The sequence below is a fragment of the [Rhizobium] kunmingense genome, from assembly GCF_977018605.1.
Window position 1 is genome coordinate 991034 of record NZ_CDRNXG010000001.1, and the last position, 26339, is coordinate 1017372.

Annotated in this window: 22 protein-coding genes and 1 tRNA gene; 11 read left to right on the forward strand and 12 right to left on the reverse strand. The window is 61.8% G+C overall.

The window, feature by feature from the left end; genetic code table 11:
• The first annotated feature begins 34 nt into the window (after positions 1–34).
• From infB to AC0JZ4_RS05045, 6 genes are all read left to right on the forward strand, one after another.
• Complete coding sequence (infB, locus tag AC0JZ4_RS05020) at positions 35–2836, forward strand: translation initiation factor IF-2 (RefSeq protein ID WP_471885328.1); 2802 nt, start codon at positions 35–37, stop codon at positions 2834–2836.
• A 77-nt stretch (positions 2837–2913) separates the two neighbouring features.
• A complete protein-coding gene (gene kduD / locus AC0JZ4_RS05025) occupies positions 2914–3672 on the forward strand; it encodes a 2-dehydro-3-deoxy-D-gluconate 5-dehydrogenase KduD (protein WP_471885329.1) in 759 nt (252 codons plus the stop codon).
• Positions 3673–3886: 214 nt separating this feature from the next.
• Entirely contained in the window at positions 3887–5173 is a 1287-nt protein-coding gene (gene exbB / locus AC0JZ4_RS05030; RefSeq protein ID WP_471885330.1) for a tonB-system energizer ExbB, read from the forward strand.
• Between the two features lie 3 nt (positions 5174–5176).
• Positions 5177–5680 carry a TonB system transport protein ExbD gene (gene exbD, locus AC0JZ4_RS05035; RefSeq protein WP_471885331.1) on the forward strand — a complete coding sequence of 168 codons (504 nt, stop codon included), beginning with the start codon at positions 5177–5179 and terminating at the stop codon, positions 5678–5680.
• Positions 5677–6597, forward strand: coding sequence for an energy transducer TonB family protein (locus tag AC0JZ4_RS05040; protein WP_471885332.1), 921 nt, complete (start codon positions 5677–5679; stop codon positions 6595–6597). The genes exbD and AC0JZ4_RS05040 overlap by 4 nt, the downstream gene beginning before the upstream one ends.
• Positions 6598–6758: 161 nt before the next feature.
• Positions 6759–7754, forward strand: a complete 996-nt coding sequence (locus AC0JZ4_RS05045; RefSeq protein WP_471885333.1) for an Ldh family oxidoreductase — start codon at positions 6759–6761, stop codon at positions 7752–7754.
• 28 nt (positions 7755–7782) lie between these two features.
• On the opposite strand, the gene AC0JZ4_RS05050 is transcribed toward AC0JZ4_RS05045, so the two are convergent.
• The 4 genes from AC0JZ4_RS05050 to AC0JZ4_RS05065 form a co-directional block, all read right to left on the reverse strand.
• Positions 7783–9129, reverse strand: coding sequence for an FtsX-like permease family protein (locus tag AC0JZ4_RS05050; protein ID WP_471885334.1), 1347 nt, complete (start codon positions 9127–9129; stop codon positions 7783–7785).
• Positions 9126–9815, reverse strand: coding sequence for an ABC transporter ATP-binding protein (locus AC0JZ4_RS05055; RefSeq protein ID WP_471885335.1), 690 nt, complete (start codon positions 9813–9815; stop codon positions 9126–9128). The genes AC0JZ4_RS05050 and AC0JZ4_RS05055 overlap by 4 nt, the downstream gene beginning before the upstream one ends.
• A 6-nt stretch (positions 9816–9821) precedes the next feature.
• The gene (locus AC0JZ4_RS05060) at positions 9822–10310 is read right to left on the reverse strand and encodes a hypothetical protein (RefSeq protein WP_471885336.1); all 489 of its coding nucleotides are present in this window, start codon (positions 10308–10310) and stop codon (positions 9822–9824) included.
• A gap of 109 nt (positions 10311–10419) precedes the next feature.
• Positions 10420–12174: an alkaline phosphatase gene (locus AC0JZ4_RS05065; RefSeq protein ID WP_471885337.1), complete on the reverse strand. Its 1755-nt coding sequence runs from the start codon at positions 12172–12174 to the stop codon at positions 10420–10422.
• Between the two features lie 415 nt (positions 12175–12589).
• Here AC0JZ4_RS05065 and AC0JZ4_RS05070 point away from each other — a divergent pair, with 415 nt between their 5' ends.
• The 3 genes from AC0JZ4_RS05070 (at position 12590) to AC0JZ4_RS05080 (ending at position 16140) form a co-directional block, all read left to right on the forward strand.
• On the forward strand, positions 12590–13213 hold the full coding sequence (locus AC0JZ4_RS05070; protein WP_471885338.1) for a ribonuclease D: 624 nt from the start codon (positions 12590–12592) through the stop codon (positions 13211–13213).
• A gap of 98 nt (positions 13214–13311) precedes the next feature.
• Positions 13312–14337 carry a hypothetical protein gene (locus AC0JZ4_RS05075; protein ID WP_471885339.1) on the forward strand — a complete coding sequence of 342 codons (1026 nt, stop codon included), beginning with the start codon at positions 13312–13314 and terminating at the stop codon, positions 14335–14337.
• 174 nt (positions 14338–14511) lie between these two features.
• A complete protein-coding gene (locus tag AC0JZ4_RS05080; RefSeq protein WP_471885340.1) occupies positions 14512–16140 on the forward strand; it encodes a hypothetical protein in 1629 nt (542 codons plus the stop codon).
• A gap of 105 nt (positions 16141–16245) precedes the next feature.
• Here AC0JZ4_RS05080 and rpsA read toward each other — a convergent pair whose 3' ends face one another.
• The 3 genes from rpsA to aroA form a co-directional block, all read right to left on the reverse strand.
• Positions 16246–17952, reverse strand: coding sequence for a 30S ribosomal protein S1 (gene rpsA / locus AC0JZ4_RS05085; RefSeq protein ID WP_471885341.1), 1707 nt, complete (start codon positions 17950–17952; stop codon positions 16246–16248).
• A gap of 174 nt (positions 17953–18126) precedes the next feature.
• A complete protein-coding gene (cmk, locus tag AC0JZ4_RS05090; protein ID WP_471885342.1) occupies positions 18127–18762 on the reverse strand; it encodes a (d)CMP kinase in 636 nt (211 codons plus the stop codon).
• A complete protein-coding gene (aroA, locus tag AC0JZ4_RS05095) occupies positions 18762–20129 on the reverse strand; it encodes a 3-phosphoshikimate 1-carboxyvinyltransferase (protein WP_471885343.1) in 1368 nt (455 codons plus the stop codon). Before aroA ends, cmk begins: the two co-directional genes overlap by 1 nt.
• 229 nt (positions 20130–20358) lie before the next feature.
• Here aroA and AC0JZ4_RS05100 point away from each other — a divergent pair, with 229 nt between their 5' ends.
• Both AC0JZ4_RS05100 and AC0JZ4_RS05105 read left to right on the forward strand, forming a co-directional pair.
• The gene (locus AC0JZ4_RS05100) at positions 20359–20751 is read left to right on the forward strand and encodes a TIGR02300 family protein (RefSeq protein ID WP_471885344.1); all 393 of its coding nucleotides are present in this window, start codon (positions 20359–20361) and stop codon (positions 20749–20751) included.
• Between the two features lie 149 nt (positions 20752–20900).
• Positions 20901–20976 (forward strand) — tRNA-Ala (locus AC0JZ4_RS05105).
• A 437-nt stretch (positions 20977–21413) separates the two neighbouring features.
• Here the strand turns inward: AC0JZ4_RS05105 and AC0JZ4_RS05110 are convergent.
• The 5 genes from AC0JZ4_RS05110 to AC0JZ4_RS05130 all read right to left on the reverse strand — a co-directional run bounded on the left by AC0JZ4_RS05110 (position 21414) and on the right by AC0JZ4_RS05130 (position 25645).
• Positions 21414–22295 (reverse strand): hypothetical protein, encoded by an 882-nt coding sequence (locus tag AC0JZ4_RS05110; RefSeq protein WP_471885345.1) that lies wholly within the window; start codon positions 22293–22295, stop codon positions 21414–21416.
• Positions 22296–22634: 339 nt separating this feature from the next.
• Positions 22635–23459: a ParB/RepB/Spo0J family partition protein gene (locus tag AC0JZ4_RS05115; protein WP_471885346.1), complete on the reverse strand. Its 825-nt coding sequence runs from the start codon at positions 23457–23459 to the stop codon at positions 22635–22637.
• Positions 23460–23813: 354 nt separating this feature from the next.
• Positions 23814–24236: a hypothetical protein gene (locus AC0JZ4_RS05120; protein ID WP_471885347.1), complete on the reverse strand. Its 423-nt coding sequence runs from the start codon at positions 24234–24236 to the stop codon at positions 23814–23816.
• A 444-nt stretch (positions 24237–24680) separates the two neighbouring features.
• Positions 24681–24860 carry a hypothetical protein gene (locus AC0JZ4_RS05125; protein WP_471885348.1) on the reverse strand — a complete coding sequence of 60 codons (180 nt, stop codon included), beginning with the start codon at positions 24858–24860 and terminating at the stop codon, positions 24681–24683.
• Between the two features lie 191 nt (positions 24861–25051).
• Positions 25052–25645 (reverse strand): recombinase family protein, encoded by a 594-nt coding sequence (locus AC0JZ4_RS05130; RefSeq protein WP_471885349.1) that lies wholly within the window; start codon positions 25643–25645, stop codon positions 25052–25054.
• Positions 25646–26339: the final 694 nt, after the last annotated feature.

Here is a 26339-nt window from a genome sequence, read left to right on the forward strand (position 1 = left end):
TCCATCCGTTCCTGTACGAAGGAACAGGAACGGAATGACCGATAATAACGACGACAAGACACTGGGCGTGAAGAAGACCCTCTCCCTGAAACCTTCGGGGATGAGCCAGGGAACCGTGCGCCAGGATATGGGGCGTGGACGAACCAAGGCGGTTGTTGTCGAGACCGTGAAGCGCCGGCCGACCCGCCCGCAGGACGAAAAGCCGATTACCCCGATCGTGACACCTGCCGCGCCAGCAGCACCCCGCCCGGTGGAAGCCGCAACGCCGGCCGCGCCCGCAGCACCTGCTCCGCAGGCCGCAGCACCGCAGCCGCGCCCGCAGCAGCCCGCACCACAGGGTCAGCGCCCGGCCCAGCCGCAGGGCCAGCGCCCGCAGCAGGGTCAGCGTCCGGGTTCCTACAACAACCAGCAGCGCCCCGGCTCGCATCAGGGCCAGCGCCCGCAACAATCCGGCCAGCCGAACCGCGCACCGCAGCGCCCGAACGTGCTTCACGACCTTTCCGCCGGAGAGATGGAAGCCCGTCGCCGCGCGCTGATGGAAGCTCAGGCACGCGAAGTCATCGAAGCCAAGCAGCGTGCCGAGGACGAAGCTCGTCGCGCGGCGGAAGCCGAAATCCGCAAGGCCGAGGAAGCAGCAGAAGCTGCCCGCCGTGCAGCCGAGCCCGCTCCTGAACCGGAACCCGAGCCGGTCGTTGCAGAACCTGAAGCTGTCGTTGCACGCGCACCGGCTGGACGCCCACAGGACGGTCGCCCTCAGGCGCCCCGTCCCGGTGCGAACGCACCGGCCGCTCCGCAGCCGGGCGCCGTACGCGGCCGCCGCTCCAATGACGAAGACGACGATCGCGGCCCGGCCCGCACCGGTGCGAGCGCACCCGGCCGCGGCCGTGTCGCAGCACCTGCACCGGCCAAGCCGCCGGCACGTCCGAAGGGCGACGAAGGTCGCCGTCAGGGCAAGCTGACGATCACTGCAGCCAGCACCGACGACGACGGCAACGCCCGTGGCCGTTCGATGGCGGCAATGCGCCGCCGTCAGGAGAAATTCCGCCGCAGCCAGATGCAGGAAACCCGTGAAAAGGTTATCCGCGAAGTCATCCTGCCGGAAACCATCACCATTCAGGAACTGTCGCAGCGTATGTCCGAACGGGCCGTCGATGTGATCAAGTACCTGATGAAGGAAGGCCAGATGATGAAGCCGGGCGACGTCATCGACGCCGACCTTGCAGAACTCATCGCCAGCGAATTCGGCCATAGCGTCAAGCGCGTATCGGAATCCGACGTCGAAGAAGGCATCTTCGACAAGGCCGACGTTGCAGGCGAAATGGTTTCCCGCCCGCCGGTCGTCACGATCATGGGTCACGTCGACCACGGCAAGACCTCGCTGCTCGACGCCATCCGTCAGGCGAACGTCGTGTCGGGCGAAGCCGGTGGCATCACCCAGCATATCGGTGCCTATCAGGTCGAACAGAACGGCCAGAAGATCACCTTCATCGACACCCCCGGCCACGCCGCCTTCACGGCCATGCGTGCCCGTGGTGCGCAGGCGACGGATATCGCGATCCTTGTGGTTGCGGCCGACGACAGCGTGATGCCGCAGACGATCGAATCCATCAACCACGCCAAGGCGGCTGGTGTTCCGATCATCGTGGCGATCAACAAGATCGACAAGCATGAAGCCAAGCCGGACAAGGTCCGCCAGCAGCTTCTGCAGCACGAAGTCTTCGTGGAATCGCTCGGCGGTGAAGTGCTCGACGTCGAAGTTTCGGCGAAGAACAAGACCAACCTCGACAAGCTGCTCGAAGCCGTTCTGCTGCAGGCCGAAATCCTCGACCTGAAGGCCGATCCGAGCCGTACGGCCGAAGGTACCGTCATCGAAGCCCAGCTCGATCGTGGCCGTGGTGCGGTGGCGACCGTTCTCGTCCAGAAGGGTACGCTGAAGCCGGGCCAGATCATCGTTGCCGGCGACCAGTGGGGCCGCGTTCGTGCTCTCGTCACCGACAAGGGCGATCACGTCAAGGAAGCAGGGCCTGCCATGCCGGTCGAGATCCTCGGCCTGTCCGGTACGCCGGCTGCCGGTGACCGTTTTGCCGTCGTCGAGAACGAGGCACGCGCCCGCGAAATCTCCGAATATCGTCAGCGTCTTGCACGCGACAAGGCGGTTGCCCGTCAGACCGGTCAGCGCGGTTCGCTCGAGCAGATGATGAGCAAGCTGCAGAACACCGGTTTCAAGGAGTTCCCGCTGGTCATCAAGGGCGATGTGCAGGGTTCGGTCGAGGCGATCATCGCATCGCTCGACAAGCTGGGGACCGACGAAGTGCGTGCTCGCATCGTCCATTCGGGCGCAGGCGCGATCACGGAATCGGATATCTCGCTTGCCGAAGCATCGGACGCCGCGATCATCGGCTTCAACGTCCGCGCCAATGCGCAGGCACGCGCTGTTGCCGATCGCAACGGCCTCGACATCCGCTACTACAACATCATCTACGATCTGGTGGATGACGTGAAGGCGGCGATGTCGGGTCTGCTTTCGCCGGAACGCCGCGAAACCTTCCTCGGTAATGCCGAGATCCTGGAAGTCTTCAACATCACCAAGGTCGGCAAGGTTGCCGGTTGCCGTGTCGTCGAAGGCAAGGTGGAGCGTGGTGCAGGCGTGCGTCTGGTGCGCGACAACGTCGTCATCCACGAAGGCAAGCTCAAGACGCTCAAGCGCTTCAAGGACGAAGTCGCCGAAGTGCCGATGGGCCAGGAATGCGGTATGGCCTTCGAAAATTACGAAGACATCCGCGCCGGCGACACGATCGAGTGCTTCCGCGTCGAACACATCACGCGTACGCTTTAAGCGCCGCGTCAGGAATGCTACCAAAACGCCGGGCCCAGTGCCCGGCGTTTTCGTTTATGCGCTTATCGGGAGAGATCATGACCACCTCATTCGACCTGACAGGAAAGACGGCCATCGTGACCGGAGCCAATACCGGGCTCGGGCAGGCAATCGCGATAGCACTTTCGGGTGCCGGTGCGAGGGTCGCGCTGGTCGGGCGGTCATCGATGGCGGAAACGGAAGCGGAGATTGCGGCCGGAGGCGGTGAAAGCCTTTCGATCTCAGCCGACCTTGCCACGCTCGAGCCGATCGGGCGCATTCTCGACGAAACGATCGCATGGTCCGGTCAGGCCGACATCCTGATCAACAATGCCGGCATCATCCGCCGTGCCGATGCACTCGACTTTACCGAGGAAGACTGGGACGCGGTGATGGATCTCAACCTGAAGAGTGTCTTCTTCCTCTCGCAAGCCTTCGCAAAGCGACTCGTTGCCTCGGAAAGGCGCGGCAAGATCGTCAATATCGCCTCGCTTCTCGCCTTCCAGGGCGGCATCCGCATCCCGTCCTACACCGCCTCAAAAAGCGGCCTTGCCGGCCTGACGCGACTGCTCGCATGCGAATGGGCCGCCCGCGGCATCAACGTCAATGCGATCGCTCCGGGCTATTTCTCGACCAACAATACCGAGGCCCTGCGAAACGACGAGGAGCGCAACGCCGCCATTCTTGCGCGGATTCCGGCCGGCCATTGGGGCAGGCCGGAGGACATCGGCGGCGCCGCGGTGTTTCTCGCCTCCGCCGCGGCCGATTACGTGCATGGCACAGTTCTGCCGGTCGATGGCGGCTGGCTGGCACGGTAGACGGGCATTCAGAACCCCGTCCGGCCTTGATTTCGGATAGGCTAAAGATAAATTGCGGGCATCACTCAAGATTTATTAGTTGCCATTTCCAGTCATGTTTATTATCGCATAGCAGCAAAATTTCGCTGCCGGCGCGACGCTGGCGCTCGACCGAACAGTATCATGCCGATCCGGTGAAGAACGCCTTTCGGCAATAGTCGGAGTATCGTCTGCCATGTCCTTGACCATCGCCCCCGCCGTTGCCGCTGGAAACCGCCGGCTCGCGAGCAATGCAAAACAGCTTGGGACGACAGTCGCCGCATTTGTGATGCTGACGGCGTCGGCAGTGGCCCAGACGCCGGAGACAGGCAACCCGGCACCCGCTGCACCGCAGCAGACCGCGCCGGCAACGAGCGTTGCGCCGACCACGGGCCGCGCGGGCCAGACCACGACCTCGCCGACAGCGACGGGCCAGACCGAGACACCTGCGGCCGCTCCGGCTCCGCAGCCGTCAGCACAAGCCCCTGCCCCAGCGACAAGTGCACCTCCGGCAGCAGCGCAGGCGCCTGTGGCAACCCAGCCCGCACCGGCTGCAAGCCAGGCCCAGGAAACCCAGGCTCCGGCAGCAAGCCAGCCGGCAGCTCCGGCCGTCGCCCCTTCCAACACCACGCAGGCACCTGCTCCCGAGGCGTCGCAGTCCGCGGCGCCGACACCGGACACCGCTGCGCCCCAGGCACCGGCCACGCAGGAAACCGTAACCGATCTCGCCCCGGCCGAAGAAGCCGAAGCCCTGACCATTCCACACGACCTTTCCCCTTGGGGCATGTTCATGGCCGCCGACTGGGTGGTCAAGTCGGTGATGATCGGCCTTGCCATCGCGTCACTCGCCACCTGGACGGTCTGGCTGGTCAAGACGCTGGAGTTGGCCGGTGCGCGTACGCGCGCAGGACGCACTATCAAGATCATCCGCAGTTCGCGAACGCTGGCAGAGGCCGTTGAAGCGTCTGCCGGCCGCGGCGGACCGGCCGCCTACATGCTGCGCGCCGCAGCCGATGAGGTGAAAATGTCGGAAGCCGCGCTGGATCATGTGGAAGGCGATGGCATCAAGGAACGCGTCGGTTCGTCCCTGTCGCGCATTGAGGCATTCGCCGGCCGCCGAATCGCGCGCGGCACGGGCATTCTCGCCAGCATCGGTTCCGTCGCTCCCTTCGTCGGCCTTTTCGGCACCGTCTGGGGCATCATGAACTCGTTCATCGGCATTTCGGAAACGCAGACGACCAACCTTGCGGTCGTGGCACCTGGCATCGCCGAAGCGTTGCTTGCGACCGCGATCGGCCTTGTCGCCGCCATTCCAGCCGTCATCATCTACAATGCCTTTGCCCGCTCGGTCACCGGCTACCGCCAGCTGCTTGCCGATGCCGCCGCCGGCGTCGAGCGACTGGTGAGCCGCGATCTCGACTTCCGCAAGGTTCCCCCGGGCGGCCGCAAGCCGGCTCCCGTTTCGCTCGTCGCGGGAGAGTAAGTCATGGCCGGCGGTATTCGCGAACATCACGGCGAGGAATTGCCCGAAAACCACGAGATCAACGTGACGCCGTTCATTGACGTCATGCTGGTTCTGCTGATCATCTTCATGGTCGCCGCGCCGCTTTCGACCGTGGACGTCAATATCGACCTTCCCGCCTCCAGCGCCAAGCCGGCGGAACGGCCCGAGGAACCGCTCTACCTCACGGTTCAGGAAGATCTTACGCTCAATCTCGGCAATGACCCTGTTGCGCGTGAGCGTCTGACCGAGCGGCTGAACACGATTACCAACGGCAACAAGGACACCCGCATTTTCCTGCGTGCCGACAAGGCCGTCGATTACGGGCAGTTCATGGAGGTGATGAACCTGCTGCGCGACGCCGGCTATCTGAAGATCGCCCTGGTTGGCCTGGAGACACTTCCGGGCGCTGCCCCCACTGCCGCCGCGGGCGGACAGCCTGCAGCACCCGCAACCTCGCCACAGCCTGCCGCCGGAGCAACACCATGAACCCAGCCGCTCCCTATCGCGGCACCGGTCACAAGATCGGCGAGCTATCGCTCTGGACCGGCGCCAGCATTCTGGTGCTGAGCGCGCATATTGCCGCCGCCGCGCTGCTTCTGCAGGAGGAGCCCGTCGTCGACGTGGACAGCGCCCCGCCCGCCGCAATCATGATCGAGCTTGCTCCGGAGCCGGAAGCCGTCAATACCGAGGAGGAGCAGATCTCTCCCGATGTAACGGACGCGCAGCAGGTCGAAAGCGAGCAGACGGAACCGGTGGAAGAGGCGCAGCCCGAACCCTTGCCGGAGCCGGTCGAACCGCCACCGGAAGTGGCCGAGGAACCGCCGCCGCCGCCGGAACCCGAGATCGCCGAGCCGCTTCCCGAGCCGCCGCCAGAGCCGATCGAAGAGCCCGACCCACTGGAGCAGCAGATGACGGCTGCGCTCGAAAATGTGGAAGTGCCGCTGCCGACCATGCGTCCGCCACCGCCGCCACCGGAAGTGGCCGAAAAGCCGGAGCCAAGGAAGGAACCGGTCAGAAGGGTCGAACGCCGCCAGCAGCAACAGGCCCAGCGCGAGCAGGCGCAGGCCAAGGCGCAGGTAACCCAATCCAACCGCAACGCGGCAAGCCAGACATCGAGCGGATCAGCCTTCTCGGCCAATATTTCGCCGGCCCGCTGGATGACCCGCGTGCGCGCCAAGATCGCCCGCAACGCCCGCCGCTGCCCCGGCAACGGTACCGGCATCGTCACGGTCCGCTTCAGTTTCGACGGCAGCGGAAACATCGGTAACGTCTCCGTCGCACGTTCTTCGGGCGATTCCGCGATCGACAACTATGTCACATCCGCCGTTCGGCGCGCATCGCCGATCCCGGCGCCGCCGTCAGGTGTTGCAAGTTCGCTCAGCCAGCCGGTAAAGTGCGAATAACCGCCTGATTTGTCTTAGCGACCCGACAACCGGCACCGGTTTTCGGGTCGTTCCGCTTTCTGACGAGCTGCATCATTGCTTCCGGCATCCCCTTACGGGTGCATGAGAGGAGGATGCGGCTGCGGGACCTCCCTTCATTTCATCTGTTCCGGATATCCCGCATGCATCTGACACTCACCGAAGCCGAAACGCTGGTTCGCGGCGTCTTCGAAGACAATGGCGTCCTGCCAGCAACCGCCCTTTCCGTCGCCCGCGCGTTGGTGCAGTCGGAAGCCGCCGGCCAGTCCGGCCATGGCCTGCGCCGCGTTCCGGCCTATGTGAAGCAGGTGCGTACCGGCAAGGTGGACGGCTCGGCTCTGCCACAGCTCTCCCGCCCGCGTCCTGCCGTCCTTTCGATCGATGCGGCGCACGGCTTTGCCTATCCCGCACTAGATCTCGCGGTTGCCGAACTGCCGGCCGTGGCACGCGAGCAGGGTATCGCCTTTGCCGCGATCGACCGCTCACACCATGCAGGCGTGATGGCGCTCACCGTCGAGCGCTTTGCCGAGAAGGGGTTGGTGGCGATGATGTTTGCCAACGCGCCTGCAGCGATGGCGCCCTGGGGCGGCAAAGTGCCGCTCTATGGCACGAACCCGATCGCATTCGCCGTGCCGGTCGCCGGCGCCGATCCGCTTGTTATCGACCTTGCGCTTTCCAAGGTGGCGCGCGGCAAGGTGATGGCGGCGACGCAGAAGGGCACGAGCATTCCCGACGACTGGGCCTTCGATGTCGACGGCAATCCGACGACCGATGCCCATGCCGCGATGAAGGGCACGATGGCGCCATCGGGCGGCGCCAAGGGAGCGGCGCTGGCGCTGATGGTGGAGGTGCTGTCTGCCGGTCTGGCCGGCGCCAATTTCTCCTATCAGGCAAGCTCTCTGTTCGACGAGAACGGCCCGCCGCCGGAGCTCGGCCATTCGATCATTCTCATCGACCCGGATGCTGCCAATGGCGGCGGAACGGCAGAGCGCATGGCAGGCCTTGCCGGAGAGATGGCGAAGCAGGAGGGCGTTCGGCTGCCCGGTCGCCGCGGCCGCAGCCTGCGCGCAGATGCACTCGCCAAGGGCATAGAGATCGAGGACGACGTTATCACCGCGATCCACGCGCTCGCGGCGTAGCCAAAGGGCAAAATCGCTCAGGCCCGCGTCACGAACGAAGGGCCTGAGCCGGAGACTGGCGGTAGGCGAGCAGCGCCGGCACCGCGGCCAGAGCCGCAGAGAAGCCCAGAAGTACCATCGCAAGCCGCAGGTCTTCTCGGGTGAAGCCGACGGGGAGGATGACACCGCTCCTGTCGGTGAACAGATGCGCTGCGATCTTTGCGCCGGCAAGGCCTATCAGGAAACCGATACCGACGCCGACCGCCACGAGCAGGAACAGTTCCAGCCAGACGATAAGGAACACCGATGCCCGCGGTGCGCCGAAGGCGCGCAAGGCGCCGATCTGTTTGCGTCTTTGTCCCACGTGAATTACCGTGACGAGAACGAGTGCTGCAGCGACCAGAGCCTGCGAACCCGCCGCGACGGCACCGAGCACCATCTTGGCGTCGCCAAGCGTCGCATAAAGCCCGGTCAGTACCTCGCCGGGAAAGACCGCCACCGTGTTGCCACGGCGATATTCCTGTCGCAGCCGGTAGGCATCGGCGATCGTCTTAGGCTTCACCAGAATGGCCGGCAGTCCGGGCGTTTGTTCGGCAAAGGTCTCGATGATCGGCGCATCGGGGTCGATGCTGCCATGGTGTTCTTCCTCGATGTGTGTCGCGGAGGCCGCGCCCAGGGCGAAGGCATGCCGGGACGCGCTCACTTCGCCGACAGCCGCCGCTTCCACACCTTCATGAGCATCCGCTTCGCCCTCATGAGCATGCTCGTGCCCTTCGTCTTCACCATCCTCCATTCCGAGGCCATGGACATGCCATACGGCCTGGATGGGGACGAGGATGGCACGGTCCCATGGCGTGCCGGTCGGCTGCAGGCGGCCGACGACCGTGTAGGCCGGTCCGGCGTGGGTGTGGCCGCCGGTTTCCGCCGTGCCGTGCATCGGCTTGATCTCGGCATCAAGCGGCAGGCTGACGGCGGAGCCGAGCACCGCCTCGCCCTCGAGCGTGAACATTCTTCCCTCGGCAAAACCCGTCGTTGTACCGGCAATCAGGCTGGTCGTCGTGCCAATGATCGGATGACCGGCGAAGCTGTCGCCGAAGCCAACCGGCGCTGCCCAGGCAACACGGGGATCTACTGCCAGCCTTGCCAGGACATGGCCGTCGACCAGAGGCAGAGGGGCTGGCTGCAGGAAGACGGAAGAGAGGACAAGTTGCGTTTCGGAGCCGGCGGCACCGATCACGACATCGAACTTGTCGGCAGCACGGGCGCTGCCAAGGCGCAAGGCCCGTTCCTGCAGGGTCACCGCGACGCCGAGCGCGGTTGCGAGCGCCACCAGAAGCACCACGACGGCGCCGCCAAGCCAGAGACGGCGCAGATCGGCCAGGATGAAGCCCATCATGCCGCCATCTCCCCCGCGCCGGTATCTTCTGCAATCATGCCGTTCCTCAGTGTCAGGCGGCGGTCAAGCCGTTCGGCCATGCGCTGATCATGGGTCGCGATGATCAGCGTCGAACCGGAATCCGCGGCAACGGACAACAGCAGATCGCCGACCGCCTCGCCGGTTTCCCGATCAAGACTTGCCGTCGGTTCGTCGGCGATGATTACGCTGGGCTTGCGCAGAAGCGCGCGAGCGATGGCAACACGCTGCATCTCACCGCGCGACATGGTTTCGACGGGCTGATTAGGCCGCGTCAGGCCGACCGTATCGAGCAGCATGCGGGCACGGACTGCCACGGCGGCATCGGCGGCGCGTGAAAGCCGAGCGGGCAGAAGAATGTTGTCGATCGCCGACAGGCCGGCAAAGAGATGGAAATCCTGCATCACGAGGCCGACATTGGCGGCGCGCCAGCGGTCACGGCGGCCTTCCGAAAGCGCGGCGATATCCTCACGCCCCCAGGAAACGCGGCCGCTTCTGATACGCTCCAGCCCGGAGACGACGTTCAGGAAGGTGCTTTTGCCTGAACCTGAACCGCCAGTGAGCGCTACACGGCTGCCTGCGGCAATATCGAGACTGTCGATTGCCAGGACGGGCTTATCCAGGCCGGCGAAGGAGACGGCCAGATTTTCAATCTTCAACGCAAGCATGATCGATCAGACCGCCGCATATTCGGCCTGGCGGATGCGAAGCAGACTGACGAAGCCGGTCTCCGGATCCGTCCACGAACCCATTTCCAGCTTCCCGCGGACTTCGATCGTCTGGCTCGGCTGGGTGAAGGTCTGCTTCTCGTTCAGGTAGACGACGACGATATTGTCCGGCCAGTCGGCGTCGCTGGCACAGAAGGGGCAGATCGACATCGGTACTTCGGTCAGCACGAAGAACTGCGCCTCCGCCTTCAGCGGCGGCGCCATGAAGCCGCGCATGGCGATATCCTGGCCGTTGAGCTGCTTCACCTTGTCGGAAAATTCGAGGCCGAGAACGCTGATCCTGCCATAGAGATCATCAAAGCCGATATCGGTATCGGCCCAAGCACGACGGGTTGCAAGGCCAAGAGGCGATGCTGCCGAAAGGCCGAGTACCAGCTTCAGCGTCAGGTCGAGTGTCTGGCGGCGATTGAACCGGGCCTTGCGGGGCTTTTCCATCACCAATCTCCCTATCACGGCATCATGCCATCGTCCTTGCTTCGGGTGAAGGACGAAAGATCGAAAAGGCAGAGGCACGCAATGAAGCGTGCCCCTGCCCCGTCAGGTTCTAGTTGGTCTGCTTGGCACCGAGCGCAAAGGCTTCGGCAAGCGCCTTGTAGACGTCGCTCTGTTCCATATAGCCGCGGAAGCCTTCGGCGCCGGGGCCTTCGGCCTGGAGAACGATGTCATCGACCGCGTGAACGCCGCTGTCGGCGCTTTTCGGGATGATGCCGGAGACGAAGACGGCGCCGGGAACATCCTTATACTGCTCGTTGGCGACATATTCCTTCTTCTCGTTCTGGATGGCCGGAACGAACGGGCCATCGAGCTTGGGACGGAAGGTTTCGTAATGGTCGGGGCCGTTGTTGGCGTTGAGGAACAGACGACGGGTAACGTCGAGCTTGTCCGGATAGCCGTCGCCGTTGGCGTCCTTGTAGTTGGGGAAGCCGGCTTCCGCGTAGGTGCCGACCTTCTCGCGCATGTCGCTGCCTTCCTTCTCGTCATCGACGGTGCCGATGATGGAGACGCCATGCGTGTGATCGCCGGTGACGATGATCAGCGTGTCGGGATTTTTGGCGGCGAATTCGCGCGCTACGCCGATCGCCTTGTCGAACTCGATCGTATCGACGACGGCACGGTCCCAATCGAGCGGGTGGGACATCTTGTCGACATTGGCGGCCTCGACCATGAGGAAGAAACCTTCCGGGTTCTTCGACAGGTTATCGAGGGCAACCTGCGTCATCTCGACGAGGCCCGGCTGTTCCGGGAACTTGGATACCGTCCCCTTCTTGAGGAACTCGCGGTCCAGCGTCGTATCCAGGTTGCCGGTGTGGAACAGGCCGAGGATCTTGCCGGTATTGGTACCGGAGGCCGATGCCAGCTCGGCCTTGCTCGTCGCCAGCGAATAGCCGGCTTCCTTGAACATGGCGATATAGTCCTTGTCGTCCTTGCGCTTCGAACCGGCGGTCGACTGCGGCAGGAAGTAGGCCGATCCGCCGCCAAGCACGACTTCCGGCTTCACGTCGAAGAGCATGCCGTTGATTTCAGCCTTGTCGCCGCGCTTGCGGGTATGGGCCACGACGGCTGCCGGCGTTGCGTCCTGCAGTTCGGCGGTCGAAACGATACCGATCGACTTCTTCGTCTGGCGGCGCAGCGCTTCGGCAATGTTTTCGACCTTCGGGTCGTCCATCGAGGCCGGCGTGCGGTCGGCGTATACGCCGATGGCATTCACGGCCGTCTTGTGACCGGTCATGTAGGCCGACATGGTGTTGGCCGAGTCGGTTGCGACAGCATCTGTCGCCGAGGTACCGATGAAGGCTGCCGGCGGCACGTCGTCCATGTTGAGACGGCCGTTCGCCTTGCCCTCGGTCATGCCCTTGGACATGATGCGGGCTGCGGTGCGGTGCGCCACCGAGAGGCCGTCGGCGATCAGGAAGATCACGTTCTTGGCCTTGGCCTGATCCGGCGTGCCATAGACATTCCAGGTGATGGCCTTGGTTTCGGCACCGGCCGAAACCTCGATCTTGTAATCGCCGGCATTGGCAAGCGTCACGCCGCGCAGGATGACGGCGGAACCGAGGACCTTGTCCTTGTTCTTCTCTTCGGCAACGAACTCGACTTGCCCGCCGAGAACGGTCTTGTAGTCCTGACCGTTGACGGTGATCCTGACGTCTTCGGGCTTCACGACCGTATCGAACTCGGCCTTGAAGTCGAAAGGCGAGCCAGCGAGAATGGTCGCACGATCGAGCGGAAACACTTCGGCGGCCTGAACGGCGCCGGTCAGAGCGGTCGATACGACCAGGGCAGCAAGCAACTTGCGCATTGGGAAACCTCACGGAAAAGGACGGAACGAGGTCGTCTTACCGGCAGCAGATGACACTTGCGTGACCGTTACGTGAGCTGATGTGATTGAGGAGAAAAAAGCTCCAGAAAAGCGAAAAGCCTGGCGCGGGAGGAGGATGCGCCAGGCTTTAAACTTGATCGACAACTGGGAGGAGGAGGATGTTGTCGATCCGTTATCGAACGACACTGGGAGGAGGAGTGCGTCGTTCGATGACCAAGCTTATATGCCATGATGCACCTATTCGCCAAGCGGGCACGCTGCAATGCAGCAATGCGCTATGCTCATAGCTGAGCATTTGCTCACCGCGCGCATGCTGCATTCCTGGTCATTGATGTTCCATGCGCGGACAAGCTGGATTATAGCAGAGGCACTTCACCAACAGGGAACGATCCGTATGGCCGAGATCCGCTATCATGAGGGAGATATCTCCGCTGCCGACGCACTGCGTTACACGGGCGCGATTGCCATCGACACAGAGACGCTCGGCCTCGTTCCGCGGCGTGACAGGTTATGTGTGGTGCAGCTTTCCCCCGGTGACGGCAGCGCCGATGTCATTCGCATCGCCAAGGGGCAGAACGCGGCCCCGAACATGACGGCGCTGCTGGCCGATCCGGCGCGGCAGAAGATTTTTCACTACGGACGCTTCGATATCGCTGTGCTGTTTCATACATTCGGCGTCACCTGCGCACCTGTCTTCTGCACCAAGATCGCTTCCCGGCTGACCCGTACCTATACGGACCGGCACGGACTGAAGGACAATCTGCGTGAACTGCTGGAGGTCGATATCTCCAAGGCGCAGCAGCAGACCGACTGGGCAGCCCCCGTTCTGTCGCAGGCACAGCTCGAATATGCGGCATCGGACGTGCTGCATCTGCATGCCCTGCGCGACAAGCTCGCCGGCCGGCTGGAGCGTGACGGACGGGCAGAGCTTGCGGCCGCCTGCTTCGAATTTCTGCCGACACGCGCCAAGCTCGATCTGCTGGGCTGGGAGGAGACGGACATCTTTGCCCATAGCTGAGATCGTGCCGCCAAAACGAGTAATCCTGACGTAGAACAATCTTAACCAACCGAACCTATCGTTGCATCCGACGCATATCTCAACGATTCGGATCGACCATGTTGCTTCCTACCCAGCAGTCCATCGGCCTTGTCGCGACAACCGCGATGCAATCGATGCTGGACGGTATCGAGGAGCAGCGCCGGCAGGAGGAAGAGCAGCGCAGCGGCAAAGAGCGCGACATGCTCACCGAGGCGAAGATCGGCGCCAGCGAGGAAGCCAGGCGCGCCCGCGACAAGATCGCCTCCGCATTGTTCGGCACGGGAAGCGATCCGGCCGCGCTCAAGCTGGATCTCATCGAACGGCTGGCCAAGAAGCTCGGCATCGACATGGACGAGGCCCGCTCATCCTACACGCTCGGCAAGACGCTTGAGGATGCGCTGAAATCCATGGGACCGGACCAGGTTCGCGAGCTTGCCGAGGATATCGGCCTCGTCGATCTCGGCGTGTCGATGGATACGTTGCTCAAGGCGATCAAGAACCCTTACGGCGACGACAACGAGCGGCTGAACGAGGCCTTCACCCGGCAGGCGAATGGCGGCAAGCTCGGCACAGAAGTGGAGCGCGTGGTACAGAGGCTGGAGGCCGTTGCCGATCCGAAGTCGCTCGAGGAATTGCGGCTCGGCCCGCAGGGATATGATCCGACACGCGTCGAGGATAGCGACACGCGTACCGAGAGGCAGCAGGATATCGCGGCGGCGCAAGCCGGCGAGAAGCTCGAAGACGTCGAGAAGGCACAGGATATCGTCGAGGAGCGCAACGACGCAGAGATCGGAAAGGCCGCCGGCGAAGCAAACGCCGCCGCCAGCGATGACGCTCTTACCATTCTCGCCGCCGCCGCAGACCAGGTCGTTGCAGCTGACAACGTGCCGTCGTCGACGGCAGATAAGGCAGATACCGTCGGCGATCTGGAACTTCAAGCGACGGTGGAGGACACCGTACAACAAAGCGAGAGCGGCGAAGAGATCGTTGATGCGCTGATGACCGCTCAGGATACATCCGACATGGCGGACGCCGCCATTCTGCCGGTGCGTCAGGACGAGCTGGGCATTTACGAGCTCTTGAAATCGAAGCGCGCAGCCTGACCGCCATAGCGGCGGTGCAAACCCTCCCGGCATCGTTAGCGGCGCATTAACCATTGTCATTTAACCTTCATCAATCGGCATGATTGCGCCATGAGGCGTTGCGGCGCCCGAGCGCCACGATTGAAAAACGGCCGACATGTTCCCCACCGTCGCAGACAACAGATGGAGCATGCGATGCTGCCACCCGTTCATGTCGCGTTGAGTTCGAATGCCGATTACCAGAGCAATGTTCAGCCCGCAGCCATGCGCGCGCCGATCCGTGCTGCGGCGAATTCAGGGGAACAGGAAACCGTCGCGACCGCACTCACATCCGGCGGCCGTCAGGATGCGCTTTCACTTTCCGCCCAACTGAAGCTGGCCCAGGGCTCGTCGATCCTTGCTGAGACGATCGGCAGGCTCCTCGACATGCCGCGCAAGGAAAACGAGACGCTGGCCGACTATACGACCCGGCTTTTCGAGGCGGTGCAGACACTCAAGCCATCCGAACAGGCCGCGATCCAGCGCCTCCTGAACCAGATCGTCAAGGGCATCTCACTGCGCCTGATGGCCGAGATCCTGAAAAACCCGAGCGGACCGGACGCGGCACGGCTGGCAAGCTATATAGAGGCTGCAAGCGCTGCCGAAAGCGATCTTGCCGCCAAGGCCGTCGTCAGCTCCTACCGCCAGAACGGCAGTGCCGAGGCTCCGGTCAACAACAACATTCCCCGCCCGACGCCGGCCAGTGCCGCTGCGGGACAGCCACCCCTCGTGGCGTCACAGACCGCGGCGGCTGCAACCACCGAAGATACGCCGGTGAGTACCGCTCCGGTGGCTGCTTTACCGGAGGAACAGCCGGACGGTGACAGGGTCAATGCTGAGCGCAGGCCGCCTGGCGATGCTCCGGCAGGCTCGTCGACCAGAATGGGATCCCTCGCACAGGCCGCCGTAGCGGTGGCCATGCAGCCCGCTGGCACCAAGGCAGCCGAGACGACGTCTCCCGCCGCCAACGTCGCGGCGCAGACCGCAGAAGCTACAGAGGCAGGCGAGGCGGCGGCGCCATCAACGGCTTCAGAGGCCGAAGAGGCCAGGACGCCGCCCTTTGCTTCGGATCGAAGAGCCACGGCCTCAAGGGCCGATGCGATCGCCGGCCGCCTCTATGACGGGCCGGCCCTTGCCCGCCGTTCGCTGGAAGCTTTTCGCCAGGAGGCGGCTCAAGCGCTTCGCGCCGCAGCCAATCCAGCAATGCCGGATGCCGCGGCCGTGCTTGCCGCAGCTCTTGCCGAAGCGGGACTGCCCGAACAGGCGCATCTGCAGTCGCGTCCAACGGCACAACCGTTCGCCGCGGGCAATGGAGGCACAGCCCAGCCCGACATACTGCCGGATACAGACGGCGATGCGGCCGGAGCATCGGCAAGAAATGCATCGGCAGCGGACGAGGCCCCGGCTCAGTCTCGACCGACGGAGGCTGCACGTGCCGCAGCAGCCGGCACGCAACCGGCTGCCGCTCTCGAGCAGCCGGATGGTATCGTTCCGGGCATGTTGCCTATCATTCCGCGCGAGGGCGTTCCTCTGCCGCAGGTGCCTTATCCGCCAAGCGAACAGGAGCCGCATCGCGAAGAGCGAAAGACCCGCGAACTTTCGGCAATCGGCGACGAGGAAGACGAGGCCCCGCAACAGGGCCACGACTTCCATCACGAGCAACAGGATGAGCCCCAGGACGAGAGTGAGGAAGGCCAGCCCGCCGAAGAAGCGGCGCGAACCGAAGGCGGCGACGAGGACGGGCGGCCGAACGATCTCTACTGGCGCATGGCCGGCTGGTCGTAGGTATTTCCAGCCGTCGTTGACTGATGAAAATGCTGATAAAAAGAAGGCACGAAAAAGCCGCCGGATCTTTCGATCCGGCGGCTTCTTTATTTCAGGAAACGACGATTACTCGTTGTTGCCGCGGTTCTTCAGGGCTGCGCCCAGGATGTCGCCGAGCGAAGCGCCACTGTCGGACGAACCGAACTGAGCAACGGCTTCCTTCTCTTCTGCGATCTCGAGAGCCTTGATCGACAGCATGACCTTACGGTCCTTCTTGGAGAAGTTGGTGACGCGAGCGTCAACCGTCTGGCCAACCGAGAAGCGCTCCGGACGCTGGTCGTCGCGGTCGCGAGCGAGGTCAGCGCGGCGGATGAACGAGACGATGTCTTCGTGCTCGACCAGCTTCACTTCGATGCCACCGTCGTTGACGGCAATGATCTCAGCCGAAACGACAGCGTTCTTGCGCAGGTCGCCGGAAGCGGCAGCTTCGCCGACCGAGTCCTTGCCGAGCTGCTTGATGCCGAGCGAGATACGCTCCTTCTCGACGTCAACATCGAGAACGACAGCCTTGACGACGTCACCCTTGTTGAACTCTTCGATGACCTGTTCGCCCGGACGGTTCCAGTCGAGATCCGACAGGTGAACCATGCCGTCAACGTCGCCTTCGAGGCCGATGAACAGGCCGAATTCGGTCTTGTTCTTGACTTCGCCTTCGACTTCAGTGCCGGCCGGGTGGCTGAAGGCAAATGCCTGCCACGGGTTCTCGAGGGTCTGCTTAAGACCGAGCGAGATACGGCGCTTGGACGGATCGACTTCGAGAACGACAACGTCAACGTCCTGCGTCGTGGACAGGATCTTGCCGGGGTGTACGTTCTTCTTGGTCCAGGACATTTCGGAGATGTGGATCAGGCCTTCGATGCCCGGCTCCAACTCTACGAATGCACCGTAGTCGGTGATGTTGGTGACGGTACCGGAGATCTTCTTGCCGATCGGGTACTTGGCCGCGATGCCATCCCACGGATCCGACTCGAGCTGCTTCATGCCGAGCGAGATGCGGTGGGTTTCCTGGTTGATGCGGATGATCTGAACCTTGACCGACTGGCCAATGGACAGGATTTCCGACGGATGGTTCACGCGGCGCCATGCCATGTCGGTGACGTGCAGCAGGCCGTCGATGCCGCCGAGGTCAACGAACGCACCGTAATCGGTGATGTTCTTGACGACGCCGTCAACAACCTGGCCTTCTTCGAGGTTCTGAACGATTTCAGAACGCTGCTCGGCACGCGACTCTTCAAGCACGGTACGACGCGAAACGACGATGTTGCCGCGACGCTTGTCCATCTTGAGGATTTCGAAGGGCTGCGGGTTGTGCATGAGCGGGGTAACGTCGCGGATCGGACGGATGTCGACCTGCGAACGCGGAAGGAAGGCAACAGCGCCGTCGAGATCGACCGTGAAGCCGCCCTTGACCTGGTTGAAGATAACGCCTTCAACGCGCTCGCCAGCTTCGAACTTGGCTTCGAGCTTGACCCAGCTTTCTTCGCGGCGAGCCTTCTCGCGCGAGAGAACCGCTTCGCCGAGAGCGTTTTCGATGCGCTCGACATAGACTTCGACTTCGTCGCCGACCTTCAGCGAACCGTCCTTGCCCTTGGCACCGAATTCCTTCAGAGCGATGCGACCTTCGACCTTGAGGCCGACGTCAACAACCGCCATGTCCTTTTCGATCGCCGTTACCAGACCCTTGGTAACGTAGCCTTCGGCCAGATCGTTGGAAACGAAGGATTCTTCGAGAAGAGCTGCAAAGTCTTCGCGCGTGGGGTTAGTTACTGCCATGGAATCTCCTGATCGTGCCCAAATATCATGGACACGCATGCGCCGGGGGTTCGTGTTAAACACGCCCGAAGTTCAGGCCCGCCTCTCTCTACGACTGTTGCGTTGGGAGGCATCCGGCGCCGGGACTGAACTGCGGGTCTTCCAGAACGAGACGCCGGGCTGTCCGGCGCTTCGTCAATTCCTTCTCAGAGCGGCGTCGATAAACGACTTCGCTGCCTGAAACGCGGCCTCTATACTCATTTTAGAGGTATCAAGCAAGTGCGCGTCTTGCGCCGGCTTCAGCGGGCTGTCGGCGCGACCCATGTCGCGCTCGTCGCGCTTCTTCACGTCGGCGAAAATCTCTTCGTAACTCGCCTCTTCGCCATTGCCGACAATCTCGTCGTAACGGCGTTTTGCACGCACGTCTGCGGATGCCGTGACATAGAGTTTTACCGAAGCATCCGGGCATACGACGGTGCCGATATCGCGACCGTCGAGTACCGTGCCGGGCTCTCGCGCCGAAAAGGCCTGCTGGGCTTCGACGAGCGCGCGGCGAACCTTCGGCATGACGGCAATTCTGGAGGCCGCCTCGCCGATCGCGTGGGCAGAAAGGACCGAACGATCAAGGCCGGCCAACTCAACCTCACGCGCCATCTTCTCCGCCACCGCCTCGTCATCGAGAGAAAGGCCTGCGTCAAGCATAGCCTTGGCCGTGGCGCGGTAGGTCAGGCCGGTATCGAGATGCTGAAAGCCATACTCTTCGGCGATCTGGCGCGACAGCGTGCCCTTGCCCGCAGCCGCCGGCCCGTCGATGGCGACGACAAAACCCATCAGGCCCCCTCACCTTCGACGAAGTCGATCTTCGCGCCGAGGCCGGTCATCAGATCCATGAATTCCGGGAAGCTGGTGGCGATGATCGACGCATCATCAACCGTCACGGGGTGCTCCGACGACAGGCCCAGGACCAGGAAGCTCATGGCGATACGATGGTCAAGATGGGTAACGACGGCGCGGCCCTGCGCATTGCCATAGCCCTTGCCGCCCGGACGGCCACGGACGACGAGCGTTTCTGCGCCCTCGTCGCAATCGACGCCATTGAGCTTCAGGCCCTCGGCCACAGCAGAGAGACGGTCCGACTCCTTCACCCGCAATTCCTCAAGGCCGAGCATGGTCGTCGTGCCGGTCGCATAGGCGGCGGCGACGGCGAGGACCGGATATTCGTCGATCATCGACGGCGCACGGTCGGCCGGGACGGTGACGCCCTTCAGTTCGGAATATTTCACCCGCAGGTCCGCGACATCCTCGCCGCCGGCGAGGCGGGCGTTAAGGATCTCAATATCGGCACCCATTTCCTGCAGCGTCAGAATCAGGCCGGTGCGGGTCGGGTTCATCAGCACGTTCAGGATCGTGACGTCGGAACCGGGGGTCAGAATTGCGGCCACGAGCGGGAAGGCGGTGGACGAAGGGTCGCCCGGAACATCGATGACCTGGCCCTTCAACTGGCCACGACCGACGAGACGGATCGTGCGGATACCGTCCGCATCGGTCTCGACCGAAAGATCTGCGCCAAAACCCTGCAGCATCTTTTCCGTGTGGTCGCGCGTCATGACCGGTTCGATGACCGTGGTGATGCCCGGCGTATTGAGACCGGCAAGCAGAACGGCCGACTTCACCTGCGCGGACGCCATCGGCACGCGGTAGGTGATCGGGTTCGGCACTTTCGGCCCATGCAGCGTCACCGGCAGACGGTCACCTTCGGCGGAGGTCACCTGCACGCCCATTTCGCGCAGCGGATTGAGAACACGGCCCATCGGGCGTTTGGTCAGCGAGGCATCGCCGATGAAGGTGGAGGCGAAATCATAGACGCCGACCAGGCCCATCGTCAGGCGGCAGCCGGTGCCGGCATTGCCGAAATCGAGTGGCTCTTGCGGCGCGAGCAGCGCGCCGTTGCCGGTACCCTGGATGATCCATTCATCGCCGACCTTGTCGATCTTGGCGCCCATGGCGCGCATCGCCTTGCCGGTGTTGATGACGTCTTCGCCTTCGAGCAGGCCGGTGATGCGCGTCTCGCCCGACGCAAGTCCACCGAACATGAAGGAGCGATGCGAGATCGACTTGTCGCCGGGAATCCTGATCGTCCCCGTCAATCCTTCCGAGCGAGCCGATTTCGCCGGCTTCAACGCCATACCATGCGACATTGATTGTCCCTACTTCTTAAAGCTGTCGTCAATTTCGCGCCGTGGTTAGCACAAAGCGTTTTGGCGGTCATCCGCTTGTTGATCGGACGGGGGCGAGAAAGCCCGGAAAGTTTGGCTTTGACATGAAGTGCGGTTGGCCTTATGGGGACCGGCTTAGATTTTTCACCCATTCATCCATCGCCGCAACCGCGGCGCGCCGATCTGATCGGCCGGCTTATGAGGCTTAACAGTGGCAAAAGCGGAACTCGGAACCAAACGTACCGACCCGGATACCGGAAAGAAGTTCTACGACCTGAACCGTGACCCGGTCGTCTCCCCCTATACCGGCAAGGCTTGGCCGCTGTCCTTCTTCGAAGAGAACAGCGCCGCCGTGAAGATGGAACAGGCTGCGGAAGACGAGGACGACGTCAAGGAAGTCGACAGCGAGAGCCAGGAAGCCGAAGTCGTGTCTCTGGAAGATGCCGACGGCGAGAACAACGGCGACGATATTCCGGACATGGGCGATGACGACGACGTCGATATCGGCGACGACGATGACGACACGTTCCTTGAAGAAGAAGAAGACGATGACGACGATATGTCGGGCATCATCGGCGTCGGTGGCGACGACGACGAGCAGTAATCACCTCAAAGCCCGGTAATTTCATAAAAAATTGCCGGGCTTTGATTTTTCGGCTTGCACTTCCAAAAATCCGGAAGTAATAAGCCGCCACCCCACAGCGAACGCCGCTTCGGGGCTTCCCAGGACCGGAATATCCGGACCACCCTGATGGGGCTATAGCTCAGCTGGGAGAGCGCTTGCATGGCATGCAAGAGGTCAGCGGTTCGATCCCGCTTAGCTCCACCAATTTTCTCAGACTTCTAGATTTGACAATAAAATCAAATCACTAGGCTGAATTTTGCCATTCGTCTCAGACCAATTCAGACCAACGGTTCAGACCAATCCTCAGCTTTCACTAATATTGTGGCGAGGCCCCGCCAGTTTCCCAGCAGGGCCTTGAGTAGTCGCAACGGATGTTGAAGTGCTTACTGATCTCCGTTTTCTAGTTCCGCGATCTCTCCGCTGCCCTCTCGCAAGCGCTCGTTCTCCGCGATGGATTTAACCATGGCAGTATACGCGGCGCTTCCCGCCCTAGCGCGAGCTGCGGCTGCGGCCCGCTTTGTCTCCCGATCCTCGATCCTCCGCAAATCGTTCGCGGTGCAGTGGATAATGAGACGCTCGGCCTCGGGCAGTTCATTTTCGATTGTTTGACTGTTTTCCATAGTTCTCTTTCTCGATCTAATTTAGAGCCGAACCAATCCGGCCCGTACCGCTGCCCCAAAGCCCATTTCGGGATAACCCGGCACGGCCACGGTCCAATCGCCACTAGCTGTCTTGCGGAGAACCTTTCTCTCCGCCTCAGACATGCCCTCTAGGCGTTCGGCAAACTCTTCCGGGTTCCGGGTCGGCAGAGTTGCCAAGCGCTCTACAGCGGCCCTCCCGATCTCCTGCAAGCGCTCGCCTGAATTCTGGACAGTGGCCCGTCGCGCATCCCGCAACTCTTCGTCGCTGCACAGTTCCATCAGCATAGGAACCGATGCGCCCACCGCTCCGAGCGTGCTGTTTGCCTGCGCGTAATAGCCCGCAGAGACCTTGATCACCTGCCCCATGTCCACACCCTGCGGGAGACCGTCTTCATCAGGCAGATAGCCACTATCAACAGCATCAGACAGCGCAGAATCCACCGCAGCGGCCCCTATCGTCTGGTCTAGCGCATTGAGAGTGTCGGATGCTTCCTTGGCTGCTTGCGCCGCCTCGGTGAGTTCAGGGCCATTCTCCTTCGCCTGTTCGCCCGCCTCAGTTGCCGACTTATCGACGGACTGGACGGGCTGCGGAAAACCCTTCGCTGCTTCCTCCGGTGTCATGAGGCCCGCCGCAACGGCACCTTCTATGGTGGTCTCGATACCCGCGATAACGATATGGCCGGGACGTAATCCGGGCGTCGCATAGGCCGTGCCGCCAGTCTGCTTCACGATGACCTGCTGTCCGTTGACGGTATTGATCTGACCACCGCCGCCCATCATAACATGGGGGACGAGTCCGACGTTGCTCTGCGGGCGAGCGGTTTCATACTGCTGTGTCCAAGCCGCCAGATCGTCAGCGTTGGAGATGTTGATTTCAGACATTCATGCTTCCTTTTCATTGATAAACCCCGCACCGGACATCGGAACGGGGGTATGGTTAGTTTGGGTTTTGGGTTGATTGCGGCGCTCCCGTCGTTGGAGACGGTGCCACCATTCAGGGGCAAGGTGCGGTTGAGCGAAGCGGGTTGGGCCGTTCATCGATCGAATGCCCGGACCTCGCCCTGCTATCCGATCCGCGATCTTCTGATCACGCTGCGGGTCATCGTCGGCTATGAACTCGTCGATTGGTCCCCATCCAAGCACCTTGTTATTTTCGCCGCTGTGCTTCTGAGACCGCGAAAGGCGTATCATGATACGTCGCTTCAGGTGATGCGGTTCGGACTAGAAACGGATCGCTACATCGCATTCCGGGTCATCGAGTTCGGCTTCACCGGCGACAACAAAGCTGCCCCATTCGTCCACCTCATCATCCATGCCGCCGAACAGCCAATCGGCAAACTCGCGGCACTTAGGTGGCCCCAAAGCTTCGCTCAGTGCCTCGAAGACGAAATTGCTTTCCCATGTCGCCGCACCGGCCTTCCGCCAGTCGAGGACATCACGCAATTGCTTTGCGACCTCCTCGATTGCCCGTTGCCGCTGAGCCTCGCTCATCTGCTCAGAGTTCGCCCATTCGGCGGCATCGTCCTGCCGGTCTCTCCACCATTGCCCCGTAACATCCACATCCGGCATCCCCATCAGGGCCTTAAGCCTCGCCCTCATGCGCCCAACCGTGGCTGTAGAAATCCCCGTCGCCTTGGCAATCTCAGGCTTTGAGAAGTTCATTCCCGGCTCCCTGACGAGCTTCCATGCGAGATCGGCCTTCTCCGCAGGACTAAGACACATCTTGTCCTTCGCGTTCGCTCCCGCCGCCACCAGCAAAGCCGTTCGACGGTCACAGGAAAGAATGGTCGCCGGGATAGGGTCTCGCCAACCTGCCGCCTTGTAGGCCTCAAGCCTGTAGGAGCCATCCAGCACCACCAGCGCCTCCCCATCCCGCCACAGTAGGACCGGATCAAGTGGCCCGTGGTTCTTCACCACTTGCGCCAATGTACGAACATGCGCCCGGTCACTCGCCCCCTTCCGGGCCACGAATTCATCCCGAACCGTGATCGCCTTTTGCGGGACAAACGTCCGCTCTCGGTGCATCGCCGTCTTGATTTCAGCCATGAAGCTCCTCCCGCCAATCGTCCAACCCGTCGCGGCCGGTCGGTGCTGGCTTCACTTCCTCGCTGGGGAGCGGCAGGGAGACTACTGTGGCTGTCGGGGGGGCCACCGGGATGGAAGGCGCTTCATCTTCCCGGACTGCATCTGCAGCCCTCCTGCGGCTGGCTGACAAGCAATGGATGCACATGCCCGCGATGTCCGAGGCTCCCGAGACATATTCCGCACTGCATGAGCGGCACACGCCGCGACGAACGCCTAGAAGCCGCGCATAGTAGGCACTTGAAATCCTCTCCTGCTGGTCGTGACCTCTACCTGAGCCAAAGCAATGCTCGATCATGCCATTAGGGCCGAACTCGATCACGCCCATGCCTCCAGTTCAAGGCTGTCCTTTCGGCTGATGACCAATTCGATGTCGGCCCGTTTAGAACGACCTTTCTTATTGATCAGGTTCCACGGTCGGAGGTCGAGGTGGTCCCCGTTCACGTACCTAATGGCGCTGCCCGGTCCTGCATCCATGATGAGCCTAGCGACCATCGCCAAAGTTCTAGTATCGCGTCCAGTTCGGATCATGGTGCGCACATAGGCCCGTCCCGGTGCTGCCTCGTTTAGAAGCCATACTCCGGTGGCTCCGGCTTGTTGAATACGGCGATAGTCGGCCTCGCCAACAATCGCGAATTTGCGCCCTGCTCGGTCGAGTGGAACGCGAAGGCAGTTAATGCCCGTCTCGGCATCCCGAAAGGGGATCGGAGCGTGGCGGAAAGTGGGTGTTGATGTCGGCATGAGCTTTGATCTCCTTTGCTACATGCGTGAAAAAGAAAGACCCCGCTCGGTTTCCCGGCGAGGTCGATGAAAGGTGCTGAACTGGTGACGCTGGCCGCTCAGCTACATGTCGGTAAACAGATGGGGACGCGCAGGTACGCAGTCGTGGATTGGATCAGCCCCGCACTGCTCAAAAGAGAACCCCGTCCCGCTAAGTCCAAACAGAACAAGGTTGAAAGGTGAGGAGCACGAGAATGACAGGCTGACGATCTCTTGGGAGAACGCCACGACAAATCGCCCACTCGATCCAAGTCCCGCAATGAGGAAAGGGAAAGGGTCAGGCAGGTGATCTGGCGAAGGGCTCAATGGTGTCGAAATTGAAAAGACCGCCCGGAAAACCCAACGGCCTTTGTATCGATTGTTGCTAGCTGAGCGGAGCGTCGGTGGTCCGTAATCCGGGGGTAATCAATGCCCCGTGGCCTCCCGCACCTTGGACATGGCCCATTCGAGCGACTGTTTCACTTCCCGGCTGTCCACCTCAAGGCCCATTGCCAGCTCCCGAACGGCACACATAAGGAACTCTGCGGCCTCCGTCAGTGCTGCTATCGGTGCGGCTGCGGTGGTCGTCGTATTCATCGCTTGCATTGCTCAATCCCTCTCTGAAATGCCGCCCGTCGCGGCTGTCGCGATACCTAGCTCTTGAAGGGCCTTCGATACAAACCAGTAATATTTGTCCCACTATAGGCACCACTTTTGGCTGCATTACTTTCGGGGCAAGGGCAGAGAAGTATAGAGAAGGGAAATAGTCTCGGTAGTGGGATGAATTTCGTTGAACCTCACGCCCCTGTGCCGGCTTCCTTGAGAATGCGGAAGATGCTGGTGCGCTTGACCCCGGTGGCTGCAATGATCGCGTCCACGGTCTTCCCTTCGGCTCTGAGGCGCACCACGTCCCCGGCCTTGTCGTCAGAGATAGGCTTCCGACCCTTATACTTGTTCTCTGCCTTCGCTTTGGCGATACCTTCCCTCTGACGCTCCAGCATCAATTCCCGTTCGAACTGCGCTATGGAGCCCAAGAGGTTCAGCATAAGCTTTCCTGTCGGGGTCGAGGTGTCGAGGTTCATGGCAAGGATGCGGAGGGCAACGCCCTTCTCGTTAAGGCGCTCTGTGATCTTCACGAGGTCAGCGACGGAGCGGGCAAGGCGGTCAAGCTTGGTGACAATGAGGGTGTCTCCGGCCCGAACGTAATCTAAAGCCCGATCCAGTTCGAGGCGCTTGGCCTTATCCACGGAGGAGACTTCCTCACTGAATACCTTGTGGCATCCCACGTCCTGCAAGTCCCGAAGCTGCCCCGCAAGTCCCGCCTTCTGGTCTGTGGTCGAGGTCCGGGCGTAGCCGACAAGCTGGCCGTGAGGTGCGCTGACGTGGTTCATTGGTGGCTCCATAGTTCATCTGAGGTCTAAGACTAATTGAACGGTATCGTTCGAAAAGTCAAATACCATTTCAAATGAACTACCCCGATGATGCGCCAGATAGTTCGGCAAGGGCAGGGCCTAAATGAACCCGAACTAGTTTTCTATCGGGGACTAGGCGGGCGCTCGGAGGTCGATTAGAGACCCCACGGGGGGTGATGTGCTTCCGCGACCGTCGAGTTCGACCCCTCAGATTTTTGGATCATTTTTAAAGCTGTGGATAGCAACGACAAGCTTGAATCTCTATCCCCGATATTCACACGCCGCTAACCTTGACTGCGACTAACCTTTAATGTAAAAGCCGCCACCGTTTCGCAAGTCATTGTTTTTAATGATTTTTCGCAAAACGCATTGAATAAATTGCGAATTCGCGCCGGACAATTTGTACAGATTCGCTTGTCAAGAGTGATTCGATGGCTTACAAAATCAACGTCCTGTTGATTACAGGAACAAAAAAAGACCCCCACCGAAATGGGAGCCTTTTCGACGGCACGTCTAGGTGAAGTCTGGTATTAAGCTGTTGCCCACGCTAGGAACGCGGCCAACGGCGGCAGTGCGAAACAACGTGTTCCCACTGCCCCAGACGGAACCGCCAGTAATCGATTACCGACACCGGACGGATTACAGGGCATGAGATTCTCATACCTGCCTCCTT